Below are 12,389 nucleotides of genomic sequence, written 5' to 3'. Positions count from 1 at the left end.
GGGACAGGTATGGCCCAGGCGACCAGTCCTGCGCGGACGGTGATTCTGACCGTCGACGACGATCCGGAGGTGTCGCGGGCCGTCGCCCGGGACTTGCGGCGCCGCTACGGCGAGTCGTACCGGATCGTGCGTGCCGAATCCGGCGCGACGGCTTTGGATGCGCTGCGCGAGTTGAAGCTGCGCGGCGATCAGGTGGCGGCGATCGTGGCCGACTACCGGATGCCCCAGATGAACGGGATCGAGTTCCTCGAGCAGGCCCTCGACGTGCACCCCGGGGCGCGGCGGGTGCTGCTGACCGCCTATGCGGACACCAATGCCGCCATCGAGGCGATCAACGTCATCGATCTCGACTACTACCTGCTCAAGCCGTGGGATCCGCCCGAGGAGAAGCTCTATCCCGTCCTGGACGACCTGCTGGAGTCATGGCGGGCCACGGCGTTCCGGTCCATCCCGACGACCAAGGTCGTCGGGCACCGATGGTCGGCGCGCTCATCGGCCGTCCGGGAGTTCCTGGCACGCAACCAGGTGCCGTACCGCTGGTACTCCTCGGACGAACCGGAGGGCCAGCGGCTCCTCGCCGCAGCCGGGCAGGACGGGCGCAGACTCCCGCTCGTCGTCACCCCGGACGGTACGCCGCTGGTGGAGCCGGAGGACTCGGAGCTGGCCGCGCGGGTCGGGCTGGCCACGACCCCGGCCGCGCAGTTCTACGACCTGATCGTCATCGGCGGCGGCCCCGCCGGTCTCGGCGCGGCCGTGTACGGCGCGTCCGAGGGGCTGCGCACTGTGCTCGTGGAGCGCTCGGCCACCGGCGGGCAGGCCGGGCAGAGCTCGCGGATCGAGAACTACCTTGGGTTCCCGGACGGTGTGTCCGGGGCGCAGCTCACCGATCGGGCGCGGCGGCAGGCGGCGAAGTTCGGGGCGGAGATCCTGACCGCGCGGGAGGTGACCGGCCTGGAGGCCGACGGCTCCTCGCGCACCGTCCGCTTCTCGGACGGCTCCGCGATCGCCGCGCACTGCGTGATTCTCGCGACCGGGGTGTCGTACCGGCAGCTCGAGGCGCCGGGCCTGGACGAGTTGACCGGGCGCGGAGTCTTCTACGGCTCGGCGCTGACCGAAGCGGAAGCGTGCCAGGGGCAAGACATCTACATCGTCGGCGGCGCGAACTCCGCCGGGCAGGCCGCCATGTACCTCGCCCGCCGGGCCAAGTCCGTCACCCTGCTGATCCGCGGCTCGTCCCTGGCCGACTCGATGTCCTACTACCTCATCCAGCAGATCGAGCAGACGCCCGACATCAGCGTGCGCACCGGCACGGTCGTCGAGGCCGCGCACGGCTCGGACCACCTGGAGAAGCTCACCCTGCGGGACACGGCGAGCGGGCGCACCGAGATCGTCGACGCCCAGTGGATGTTCGTGTTCATCGGCGCGGCGCCGCTGACCGACTGGCTCGAGGGGACCGTGCTGCGCGACTCCCGCGGGTTCATCGTCGCCGGCCCCGACCTGACCAGTGACGGGCGCCCGCCGGCCAACTGGGAGCTGGACCGCCCCCCGTACCACCTGGAGACCAGCGTGCCGGGGGTGTTCGTGGCCGGGGACGCGCGCTCCGAATCGGCCAAACGGGTGGCGTCCGCGGTCGGAGAGGGAGCGATGGCCGTCATGCTCGTGCACCGGTATCTGGAGCAGTCGTGAACAGCGAGCTGATGCCGTGCGACAAGGTCGAGCTCAGCTCCCTGTTCCTCTTCGAGAAGCTCGACGCGCAGCAGCTGGAGAGGCTGTGCAGAGACGGGCGCGTGGAAAAGTTCGAACCCGGCCAGGTATACGCCGAGGGCGAGCCGGCCACCTGCTTCTACGTGCTGCTCGAGGGCTCGGTCGTGCTGCTGCGGCGGGTCGGCACCGAGGACGTCGAGATCAGCCGCAGCTCCAGCCCGGGCGTCTACGCCGGGGCTTTCATGGCCTACCTCGGCGACCGGCTGCCGCAGATCTACAACAGCACTCTGCGGGTCACCGAGCCCTCGCGCTTCTTCGTGCTCCCGGCGCAGAGCTTCGCCGCCATCATGCAGGACTGGTTCCCGATGGCGGTGCACCTGCTGGAAGGACTTTTCTTCGGCAACAAGAACACGCAGGAGGCCATCGGCCAGCGCGAACGGCTGCTCGCCCTCGGGTCGCTGTCCGCCGGACTCACTCACGAGCTCAACAACCCCGCTGCCGCGGCGGTGAGGGCGGCGTCCGAGCTGCGCGGGCGGGTCGCCGGAATGCGCAGCAAGCTGCGCGCGATCGCCGCCGGCCGCTACGAGCGCGAGGCCCTGGAAACACTCATCGAGATCCAGGAACGCACCGCCGAGCAGGTCTCCAAGGCGGCCCCCCTCAGTCCGATGGAGGCCGCCGACCGCGAGGACGCGCTCGCGGACTGGCTCGCCGACCACGGTGTGGACGGCGGATGGCAGCTCGCACCGACGTTCGTCCAGGCCGGCCTCGACATCGCGTGGCTGGAGCAGGTCGCGGCGGCCGTGGACGAGACGGTCCTCGAAGGAGCGGTCCGGTGGCTCAACTACACCGTCGAGACCGAGCTGCTCATGAACGAGATCACGGACTCCACCACCCGCATCTCCCGGCTCCTCGGCGCCGCCAAGCAGTACTCCCAGCTCGACCGGGCTCCCTACCAGGTCACCGACGTGCACGACCTGCTCGACAGCACCCTGCTCATGCTCTCCGGCAAGCTCGGCTCCGGGATCACCGTCGTCAAGGACTACGACCGCACCCTGCCGAAGATCCCCGGCTACCCCGGCGAGCTCAACCAGGTCTGGACGAACCTGATCGACAACGCCGCCGCCGCGATGAACGCCGACGGTGCCGGGGGCACGCTGACCGTGCGGACCGCCCGGGACGAGGACCGCCTCCTGGTCGAGTTCCGCGACACCGGGCCGGGGATCCCGGCCGCGATCCGCGACCGCATCTTCGATCCCTTCTTCACCACCAAGCCGGTGGGCGAGGGCACCGGGCTCGGCCTGGACATCTCCTGGCGCATCGTCGTCAACAAGCACGGCGGCGACCTGCGGGTCGAGTCGGTGCCCGGCGACACCCGCTTCCAGGTGCGCCTCCCGCTGGCCGGCAATGAGAACACCGGCGAAACCGACCCCCAGGAGCCGAGATGAGCACCACGAGCGGAATCGACCCGACCGTCCCGCCGAGCGGCACCGGCTGCGCCGAATGCGAAGCCGCCGGAGGATGGTGGTTCCACCTGCGCCGCTGCGCCCAATGCGGTCACATCGGCTGCTGCGACGACTCGCCCGCCAAGCACGCCACCGCGCACAACGACGCCACCGCGCACCCGATCATCCGCAGCTTCGAACCCGGCGAGAGCTGGTTCTGGAACTACGACACCGCCGAGTGGATCGAGTCCGGACCGGATCTGGCCGCCCCGGACAGCCATCCTGTGGACCAACCCGCCCCCGGACCCGCCGGGCGTGTTCCCGCGGACTGGCGCCGCCGGATCGGCGCCAGGGGCTGAACCGTCCGGTAGCCGACCCGCCGGCTCCGCCGCCGGCCCGGCCACACCTGCTCAGCTGCCCATTTCACAGCCTTTGTTCGGCGAATTCTTAGTCGGCCCTTCGCCGACGACGAAGGTTGTGGCGCTACGTTCGAGGCGTGTCGATCCCTGAGCCCTCACGCGACGCCGCGGCCCCCGCCGGCTGGTACCCGACCGGCGAGGTCGGTCACGACGGACTGCCCTTGGAACGGTGGTGGGACGGCACTGGATGGAGCACCACCGTCCGGCCGCTCGGCACCGGCGCGATCGGTCCCGGCCGCCGTTCCCGCACCAAGGCGCTGATCGCCGTCGGCGTGGTCGTGGTGCTGGTGGGCGGCGGAATCGGGACCTACGTCGCGCTGCATAACAGTGGCTCGACCAGCGCGACTTCGTCCGGCCTGCAGTCCAGCCCGACCCCTGGACCGGGGAACGGCGGTCTGGGCAACGGCAACGGGCTAGGCGGGCTCGGTGGCGGTGGCTTGGGTGGTGGACCCAGCGCCTCGCCCGCGCCGACGGTCACCGGCGGCAGCGGTCAGACCGTGTCCGACCCCATCGACGGGATGACCATCCCGGTTCCCAGCGGCTGGACGGCGACCTCCGGCTCGACCAGCGGCCAGGGCAGCTGGCCCGCGCTCAGCACCGGTCCGTACACCTGCCCGAGCGCGCTGTCTCAGGCCAACGGCGCCAGTTCGACGGCGCGATGCACCCGTGGCGGGGTCAGCTTCGCCACGACCGCCGGCTCCGACGCCCAGTCGGTCGCCACCTCGGACGTCGGGACGCTTGCCCAGGGCAACTACGGCAACCTGGCCTCGCACAGCGTGGTGAGCCAGGGTGCGGTGACCGTGGCCGGGAGGGTCGGCTATCAGGTCACCTGGAGCGTCGTGCCGAACTACTCGGGCCCCAGCGGCACGGTCGAGGCGATCGCCGTCCCGGTGCCCGGCCAGTCCGGCTACTTCACGCTGATCGACATCGGCGTGGACCAAAGCTCCCAAGCGCCCAGCCTGAGCAGCGTCAACGCGCAGATCATCACGAACATCACCGCCTCCGGCGCGGCGGGCGCCTGAGCACCCGTCGTGCCGGAGGCGGTCGTCGCCGACGAAACCGGTCTGGTCACACTGGGACGTTCCGCGCGGGGCGACCGTCAAGCGTGAGGGCCAGGGTGCACGGCGGCGAACAGCCCTCGCACGCGGTCGCCATCCGGAGTCCGCCAGTGTCCGACGACGTGGCCCGTCGCCCCCGGTGCAAGCGCTGGCGCGTTGTCCGGGGCCGGGCGCAGGACCCGGCTCACCCGCAGAACCATGCCGCCCGGTGCGGGCAGATCAGTGCCCTCACGATCGTCGTCGGCGGCGGTGAAGTCCTCGGAGGCGAGGTCGGCGCCGGTGTGGAAGCGGGTGACCTCCCGGTCCGGGGTGTCGCTGGTGTTCTGGTCCTGAGCCTGGGCCCGGCCCTCGATCAGAGCCAGCAACTGGGCGACGAGCACCGGGTCGTGGCAGCCGTCGTAGACCCAGCGCCGCCCCAGCACCCCGTGCTCCGAGGTGCCGATCAGGGCGTGCTGCGCCCCGTCGAGCGCGGCACCGCGATAGGTCAGCGGCACCAGGTATGCGGTCGGTAGGGTGCCGGAGACCTCGGTGACCACCATGAACTCGATCCCGACTTCCCCCTGCGGGTCGTCCAGCCGGAAGCCGCCGGACTTGACCAGCTCCGGCTCGCCGGCACCGCCTGAGTACCACGGCCGGGAGGGCAGCCAGGAGGCGAGCAGTTCCACCTTGGTCGGCTTGAGCGTGGTGTGGTGGATCACGGCCATGCCAAAGACTCATTTCCGTCGAGTGGGTACGACCCTCACATCTTTCCAGCCCTTGGCGGGCAATTCTTGAGGAATAAGTCGGCGACGGTGAAGGTATGTCGTCAGAATGTATGAGTCACTGTTGCATGAGTCACAGTCAGATAGTTGAGCCGTTGATGCCGCGATTCCGGGCATGTGCAGCGGGTGCTGCGCCGCTGAGTAGTAGTTTGGCGACGCTCCGCATGTCAGGGTTGCGATTGCCGATGGCAGTCGTGGCGGGTAGCATCCCGCCGCACGCCCGGTCTCGAAGTCGGTGGCCGTCAACGCTAGTTTGGTGGGGTTTCGGATGGCACGCCACGTGCGAACGGCAAAGCGTCAGAAGATACCGAACGTGGGTGGGCGGCGGCTGCTGCCGTTCCGCGTCGTCCTGCTCATCCTGGCCTTCGTGCCCAGCGCGGCCATGGTCACGCTTCTGGCCGTCAACTCGAGCCAGCTCTACAGCGACTGGCACACGGCGACCACTCGCGAGAACGCCGCCCTCTCCAGCAGCGGAGCGTTCCCCGCGATCACCCTCTTCTACGACCTCCAACAGGAGCGGAAGTTCAGCGAGGCGGCGCTCGCGGACCCGTCCGCCTACAAACCGGCGCTGGCTCAGGTGCGAAAGCTCACCGATACCTCGGCCTCGACCCTGGAGGGGCTTTCCGGCTTGACGTCGCCGAGCGTCGTCGCCAGTCTTCAGCAGTTCGAGACGCAGCTTCGGCAGCTTTCCGGGTACCGGACCGCGGTCGACGACGGCGCGGAAACGCAGCAGCAGGCGTTCGACGACTACAGCGCCCTCACCAGCTCGAACCTCGAACTGTTCACCGCCGTGACGCAGACCGGCATCGCGACCATCGATGTCATCACGGCGCCCTCGATACCCACGGGCTGGGGCCAGGAGATGATCTCGCGCGAGGACGCGATCGTCACGGCCGGCGCGGCGTCCGGCCATCTCGACGTCGCCCAGCGCGCCCAGATCGCCAAGACCGTGGGTGCCGAGCAGTTCATCTACCAGGACGAGGTCATCCCGGGCTTCCCCGCGGCGGCCGGCCTCTACCAGGGCATGCTCGACAGCAAAGCCTGGCAGGAGAAGACCCAGGTCGAACTGAGCCTTGCCGACACCCCCGCCTCATCCTCCGGCGCCGTCGCCATGCCGCCGGCGCTCGGCCAGGAGTGGCAGCAGGCGATGTCCGCGCTCACCCCCGAGCTCCAGCACCTGACCGTGGTGGGGACCGGCGACGTCGTGTCCGCCGCCAACTCCGAGGTCAGCTCGCTCAAGACGCACCTGATCGTCGAGACCGCCCTGGGGGCGGCGGGCGTCGTGCTGGTCATCGGGTTCACCTGGTGGCTGATCATCCTGCTGCGTCGCCGGATCTTCGCGCTGCGCCTGGCGGCCCAGGAGCTGGAAACCAAGCTGCCCGACGTGGTGGAGCGGCTCCGCAGCGGCCAGGCGGTCGACACCGACGCCGAATTGCCGGCGCTGCAGTACGGCCGGGACGAGCTGGGCATGCTTGGCCAGGCGCTGAACGCGGCGCGCGCGAGCGCACTGGAGACGTCCGTCCGGCAGGTCGAGCAGTACCGCGGCTTCGAACGGCTGCTACAGCGCATCGCACGGCGCACCCAGCTGCTCATCGGGCTGCAGATGAAGCGGCTGAGCGAGATGGAGCGGCAGCACGAGGACGCCGCGGTGCTCGAAGGCCTGTTCGACCTCGACCACCTGGCCGCACGGCTGCGCCGGTACGAGGAGAACCTGGTGATCCTCGGCGGCGGGCAGACGCAACGGCGCTGGCGCAAGCCGGTCCCGCTGCTGAACGTGCTGCGCTCCGCGCAGAGCGAGGTGCAGGACTATCGGCGGATCAAGATCGAAACCGAGAGCCGGGTCTGGATTTCCGAGCGCGCGGTCGGCGCGTTGGTGCACGTGCTGGCGGAGTTGATGGAGAACGCGGTGGCCTTCTCCAAGCCGCCCGCCCCGGTCGAGGTGACCGCCACGCAGGTGGCGCACGGCCTGGCCATCGAGATCGAGGACCGGGGCATGGGCCTGGACGCCGAGCAGTACGCCCAGGCCAACGCGATGATGGTGAATCCGCCGAGGATGGACGTTCTCTCGCGGGCCGACGACGCGCGACTCGGCCTCTACGTCGTCGCCCGGCTGGCCGCGAAACTCGATGTGAAGGTGGAGCTGCGGCCCTCGGCCTACGGCGGCACGCGGGTGGTCGTCCTGGTACCGGCCGAACTCGTGCTCTCCGCGGACCAGGCTCCCGCGTCCGGGGAGGGCGAGGACGACTTCGACCTCGTCCCCCGGCTCTCGGTGGTCGCCGACGACTCCGACATACCGGCCGCGGCCGGGTACGTCCTGAACGGCGTTTTCCGTGGTGTCGGCGAGAGCAACGGCAACGGCCGGCCGGACGAGTCCGATCGTCTCCTCGCAGGCGTCGGAGGCAGATCAGCGGACTCGGCCGCCGAGCCGGCACTGGACCCGCTGCCCAAGCGGGTCCGCCAGGCGAGCCTGGCCGCCGAACTGCGCGAGTCCCGCGGCGGCGGAGGCGGCGCGCTCCCGCACGACGATTCGGATGCGGAGCCGGACCGGCGGGCGTCAGGGCCGGGTCGGTCCGCCGCCACGGTCGGCGCTTTCCAACGCCAGTCCCGCCTGGCGCGGCTGGCCGAGGACGGCGAACCTCCCCTCACCCGTCCCTCGTCGGACACCGAGCAGACCAGGGAAGAAGACTGACGATGACCCAGTGGACCTCCTTGCCGCAGCGCACCACGGCCACCGACCGCGACCTGGACTGGCTGCTCGATCGCCTGGTCGAGCAGGTGGTGGGAGCCCGGCACGCGATCGTGCTCTCCGACGACGGCCTGGTGATCAGCCAGTCCAAGGAGATCGACCGCGGGGACGCCGAGCGGTTGGCCGCGATCTCCACCGGCCAGCAGAGCCTGGCCCGCGGCGTCGGTGAGGTCTTCGGCGGCGGCGGCGTGCTCCAGATCATCGTCGAGCTGGCGAACTTCTGGCTGTTCATCAGCGCGGCCGGCCACGGAACCCACCTGGCGGTGCTGGCGGACCAGGAGGTGGATGCGGAAGTGATGGCGGAGGCGATGCACACCCTCGTGCTCCAGGTCGGGCAGCACTTGGGCACCGAGGCGCGGATCGCCCCGCAGTCCGGCGAGGAGGGCGTGGATGTCGATGAGCCACTGGGCCGACGAGCCCCTCGATGACGACCCGGAGGACTCCTTCGTCCGGCCTTACACGATCACCCACGGCCGGACGGTCTCGACGCACTTAGAGCTGACGCTGATCACGCTCGTCGTCGCGCTCACCCCGCCCGAGGAGCAGCTCGGCACCCGCGGCCTCGAGCCCGAGCACCGATTCATCCTGGAGCAGTGCCGCACGCCGGTGGCGCTGGCCGAGATCGCCGCGAGGCTCAACCTGCCGGTGGCGGTGGCGAAGATCTTGATCGGCGACCTGATCACGTTGGGCACAGTGGCCGCCCGCCCGCCGGTGGCGCTCGCGGTCGGGCAGAGACCGGACATCAGACTTCTTCAGGCGGTGCGAGATGGGTTACGACGACTCTGACAGGCGGGACGGGGCCGCGGGCTCCGCACCGACCGCCGTGAAGTTCCTGATCGCGGGAGGCTTCGGAGTGGGCAAGACGACCATGGTCGCCGCGATCAGCGAGGTCAAGCCGCTGCGCACCGAGGAGTACCTGACCGTCGCGAGCGTGGGCGTCGACGACGTCGCCGGGGTGGGAGACAAGAACACCACGACCGTGGCCATGGACTTCGGCCGGATCACGGTGAGTTCCGAACTGGTGGTGTACCTGTTCGGCACACCAGGGCAGGAACGCTTCTGGTTCATGTGGGACGACCTGGTGCACGGGGCTCTGGGCGCGGTGGTGATCGCGGACACCCGGCGGCTGGCGTCGAGCTTCGGATCCATCGACTTCTTCGAAAACCGAGGCATCCCCTTCGTGGTCGGCGTGAACAGCTTCGACGGGCGCCAGGACCGCACGGTCCCCGAGATCCGCGAAGCGCTCGATCTCGATCCGCAGGTCCCGGTCCTGATGGGGGACCTGCGTCAACGCTCCGTCAGCCGCGACGTGTTGCTGGCGTTGGTCGACCACCTGGAGTCGGTCCATTCTTGAACACGCTCGCAGTGCATGGGAGAACAGCGCACGGGAAACGTTGCGCGGGGAAATCCGTGCACGAACGGAACCGAGTGCACACGCGGTGGTTGCGGGCCCGGGCTGCCGCCTGCGCGACGACGATCCGTCCATGCTGCGTGCGAGAGACGATCGCGGCGGCCCGCCGGCTCACCCCAGGTATCCACCGGCTGCTCTGATCTGCCGCACGGGTCAAACGATGCGTTGGAGGCGAACCGCGCCAATCCTCGGCGCCCCGTCCGGTCGCGGCGCCTGAGCATGGCCGACGACCACGTCGGTGGCGTGGTGACGCGTGGCGCGGGAGAGTAGCCGTATGTGGCGACAACAGGTGACTTCGCGACCCCTCGGTGTGGGCGCGCTCGGCGGCGGGCACTCGCGTTCGTCGCAAACGTCAGGGACCAGTGCCGGTGCGCTCGGTGTGTCGGTCCGGCGCGACCGCCGCAAGCGCACGCTCTTCCCGCTCGGGCTCGTCGTCGGGGTTCTCGTCGGGGGAACCGTCGTCGCGCGGCGTCTGGGCTACAAGGTGGGCGGCAACACCGTCGTGCGGTGCCGTGACGGCCACCTGTTCACCACGTTCTGGATTCCCGGAGCGTCGCTGAAAGCAATACGCCTGGGCTGGTACAGGTTCCAACGCTGCCCGGTCGGCAACCACTGGTCGCTGGTACGGCCCGTGAAGGACGCCGATCTGACCGACGAGGAACGAGAGGCGGCCGAGCGGTTCCACGACCTGCGGCTGCCCTGAGCGACGCATCGCCCGTCCGCCGTACATCCGGGTTCCGCCGGTCTCGCAGCCGGTGGGGCCGCGCGCCGTCTGTTCGGCGGCGGCCTGGAACATGAGCGTGGAGTCTGATCCCTATGAGAGCGGTCGAACTGGTCTTCCTCGTCGGCTGGGCCGTGTTCTGGCTCGGCTGGATCGCGGCGGCCGTGTGGACCAAGCCGGGACAATTGCAGTGGGGCAGGCCAGTAGGGGCGCGCCTGGTCATCGTCGTCGTGGTGGTCGTCTTGATCCGGCTCAGGGTTCTCCGGGGCCATGCGCTGACTGGTGACCCGTGGCTCCAGGGTGTGGGCCTGGCGCTGTTCGTCGGCGGTCTGGCGCTGGCGGTCTGGGCGCGCGCGTACATCGGCCGGAACTGGGGCACCCCGATGTCGCAGAAGACTGATCCGGAACTGGTCACGTCGGGGCCGTACCGGTGGGTCCGGCACCCCATCTACAGCGGCATCATCCTCGCGATGATCGGCACCGCGGTGGGGCTGAGCCCGGCGTGGCTGGTGCCTGTCGTGATCCTCGGCGGCTACTTTGTCTACAGCGCGACCCGGGAGGAGCGCTATATGACCGAGCGTTTCCCCGAAACGTACCCGGTCTACAAGCGGTCGACCAAGATGCTGATTCCGTTCCTCTTCTGACTCATCGCGTCGCGCCGCGTGACGTCGCGGACGTCCGAGTCCTGACCTGGACCGAGCGGGAACGAACAGGCCGTCCGCAGACGACAGCAGGACCCTCATGATCTGAGGGCCCTGCTGTTCTCTGCTCTTCGCGGCGCCTCTCGCCGTCATCTCATTGCGGCTTCGGCTCCCGCTCGTACAGGCGCCGCGACCAGATGTAGGACAGCGCGGCGGTCCCGGCGCACCAGGCGATCGTGATGATCAGGTTGTCGCCGATCCTCGTTCCGGTCAACAGGCCGCGCAGCGTCTCGTTCACCGGGGTGAAGGGCTCGTACTCGGCGAACCAGCGCATCCCGGCCGGCAGCGAGCTCGTGGGGACGAAGCCGCTGCCGAGGAACGGCAGGAGGATCAGGAACATCGGCGAGTTGCTCGCGGTCTCCACGCTCTTGGCCGACAGCCCCAGGCCGACGCACAGCCACGTGACGGCGAAGGTCAGCATCAGGACCACGCCCGCCGCGGCGAGCCACTCGGCCGCGTTCGCGTGCGGCCGGAAGCCGACGCCCAGCGCGGCCGCGGTGACGATCGTGACGCCGATCAGGGTCTGGATGGTCGCGCCCACGACATGCCCGGTCAGCACCGACGATCGGGCGACGGCCATGGTCCGGAAGCGGGCGATGATGCCCTCGGTCATGTCCTGCGCGACGGCGATCGCCGTGCCCTGCGCCGCGGCGGCCACGGCCAGCAGGATGATCGCCGGGGCGACGTAGTCGGCGTACGCGGCGCGGCCGCCGTGCAGGCCGGCCGGCATCCCGCTGCCGAGCCCCGACCCGAGCGTCCCGCCGAAGACGTAGACGAACAGGAGCAGGAAGACCAGCGGCATCAGGGTGATCATCAGGGTCAGCGACGGATAGCGCTGCATGTGCCGCAGGTTGCGGCGCAGCATGATCCGCGCGTGGACGAGGGCGTGGGAACGGGTGTCGGCGGTGTCGAGGCCGGTGTCGTCCATCGTCATGGTGCTCATCGTCAGGCTCCCTTCTTGCCGGTGAGGGCGAAGAAGACGTCGTCGAGATCGGGGGTGTGCACGGCGAGCGCCTCGACCTCGACCGAGGCGTCGTCCAGCTGCCGCAGCAGCGTCCGCAGGGTGCTGACGCGGCCGTCGCCGGCGAGTTGGAGCGTGAGCGCGTCGTCGTCGCGGCCGGTCGGGGCGAGCACCATCGCGGCGGCGTCGAATTCGGCGCGGTCGGCGAAGGCCAGCTCGATGTGCCCGCCGGGGATGCGCGCCTTGAGCTCGGCGGGCGTCCCCTCGGCGACGATCCGGCCGCCGTCCAGCACCGCGACGCGGTGCGCGAGCCGGTCGGCCTCTTCCAGGTACTGGGTCGTGAGCAGGATGGTCGTCCCCTCCGCGACCAGTCCGCGGATGATGTCCCACATCGTGCGCCGGCTGCGCGGGTCCAGGCCCGTGGTCGGCTCGTCGAGGAAGATCACCTTCGGGCTGCCGACCAGG

12 protein-coding genes and 1 pseudogene are annotated in these 12,389 nt (G+C 69.9%); 10 read left to right on the top strand and 3 right to left on the bottom strand.

The annotated features are described in order from the left end of the window. The first annotated feature begins 9 nt into the window (after nucleotides 1–9). From VGZ32_RS18520 to VGZ32_RS18505, 4 genes are all read left to right on the top strand, one after another. On the top strand, nucleotides 10–1,686 hold the full coding sequence (locus tag VGZ32_RS18520) for an FAD-dependent oxidoreductase (RefSeq protein WP_326887329.1): 1,677 nt from the start codon (nucleotides 10–12) through the stop codon (nucleotides 1,684–1,686). Between the two features lie 11 nt (nucleotides 1,687–1,697). Then, nucleotides 1,698–3,149 (top strand): ATP-binding protein, encoded by a 1,452-nt coding sequence (locus VGZ32_RS18515; protein ID WP_414642562.1) that lies wholly within the window; start codon nucleotides 1,698–1,700, stop codon nucleotides 3,147–3,149. Continuing rightward, nucleotides 3,146–3,505 (top strand): UBP-type zinc finger domain-containing protein, encoded by a 360-nt coding sequence (locus VGZ32_RS18510; RefSeq protein ID WP_326887327.1) that lies wholly within the window; start codon nucleotides 3,146–3,148, stop codon nucleotides 3,503–3,505. The genes VGZ32_RS18515 and VGZ32_RS18510 overlap by 4 nt, the downstream gene beginning before the upstream one ends. 137 nt (nucleotides 3,506–3,642) lie before the next feature. After that, nucleotides 3,643–4,587 carry a DUF2510 domain-containing protein gene (locus VGZ32_RS18505; RefSeq protein WP_326887325.1) on the top strand — a complete coding sequence of 315 codons (945 nt, stop codon included), beginning with the start codon at nucleotides 3,643–3,645 and terminating at the stop codon, nucleotides 4,585–4,587. A gap of 77 nt (nucleotides 4,588–4,664) precedes the next feature. Here VGZ32_RS18505 and VGZ32_RS18500 read toward each other — a convergent pair whose 3' ends face one another. Next, on the bottom strand, nucleotides 4,665–5,327 hold the full coding sequence (locus VGZ32_RS18500; RefSeq protein ID WP_326887324.1) for a maltokinase N-terminal cap-like domain-containing protein: 663 nt from the start codon (nucleotides 5,325–5,327) through the stop codon (nucleotides 4,665–4,667). A gap of 370 nt (nucleotides 5,328–5,697) precedes the next feature. Here VGZ32_RS18500 and VGZ32_RS18495 point away from each other — a divergent pair, with 370 nt between their 5' ends. From VGZ32_RS18495 to VGZ32_RS18470, 6 genes are all read left to right on the top strand, one after another. Next, on the top strand, nucleotides 5,698–8,073 hold the full coding sequence (locus VGZ32_RS18495; RefSeq protein ID WP_326887323.1) for a nitrate- and nitrite sensing domain-containing protein: 2,376 nt from the start codon (nucleotides 5,698–5,700) through the stop codon (nucleotides 8,071–8,073). Nucleotides 8,074–8,075: 2 nt separating this feature from the next. After that, nucleotides 8,076–8,558, top strand: coding sequence for a roadblock/LC7 domain-containing protein (locus VGZ32_RS18490; protein ID WP_326887322.1), 483 nt, complete (start codon nucleotides 8,076–8,078; stop codon nucleotides 8,556–8,558). After that, complete coding sequence (locus VGZ32_RS18485; protein WP_326887321.1) at nucleotides 8,521–8,916, top strand: DUF742 domain-containing protein; 396 nt, start codon at nucleotides 8,521–8,523, stop codon at nucleotides 8,914–8,916. Before VGZ32_RS18490 ends, VGZ32_RS18485 begins: the two co-directional genes overlap by 38 nt. Then, on the top strand, nucleotides 8,897–9,484 hold the full coding sequence (locus tag VGZ32_RS18480; RefSeq protein ID WP_349263648.1) for a GTP-binding protein: 588 nt from the start codon (nucleotides 8,897–8,899) through the stop codon (nucleotides 9,482–9,484). The genes VGZ32_RS18485 and VGZ32_RS18480 overlap by 20 nt, the downstream gene beginning before the upstream one ends. Nucleotides 9,485–9,830: 346 nt before the next feature. Then, a complete protein-coding gene (locus VGZ32_RS18475; RefSeq protein ID WP_326887320.1) occupies nucleotides 9,831–10,244 on the top strand; it encodes a hypothetical protein in 414 nt (137 codons plus the stop codon). 113 nt (nucleotides 10,245–10,357) lie between these two features. Further along, a complete protein-coding gene (locus VGZ32_RS18470) occupies nucleotides 10,358–10,906 on the top strand; it encodes an isoprenylcysteine carboxylmethyltransferase family protein (protein WP_326887319.1) in 549 nt (182 codons plus the stop codon). A 151-nt stretch (nucleotides 10,907–11,057) separates the two neighbouring features. Here the strand turns inward: VGZ32_RS18470 and VGZ32_RS18465 are convergent, their stop codons facing one another. After that, nucleotides 11,058–11,906: an ABC transporter permease gene (locus VGZ32_RS18465; protein ID WP_326887318.1), complete on the bottom strand. Its 849-nt coding sequence runs from the start codon at nucleotides 11,904–11,906 to the stop codon at nucleotides 11,058–11,060. Between the two features lie 2 nt (nucleotides 11,907–11,908). Next, nucleotides 11,909–12,389, bottom strand: a pseudogene (locus tag VGZ32_RS18460) (ABC transporter); the annotation flags it as partial.

The organism is Actinocrinis sp., from assembly GCF_035938995.1.
GTDB lineage: Bacteria > Actinomycetota > Actinomycetes > Streptomycetales > Catenulisporaceae > DASZGI01.
The sequence above is the reverse complement of the archived record's forward strand: the minus strand, read 5'-3'. Positions and strand labels throughout refer to the sequence as shown.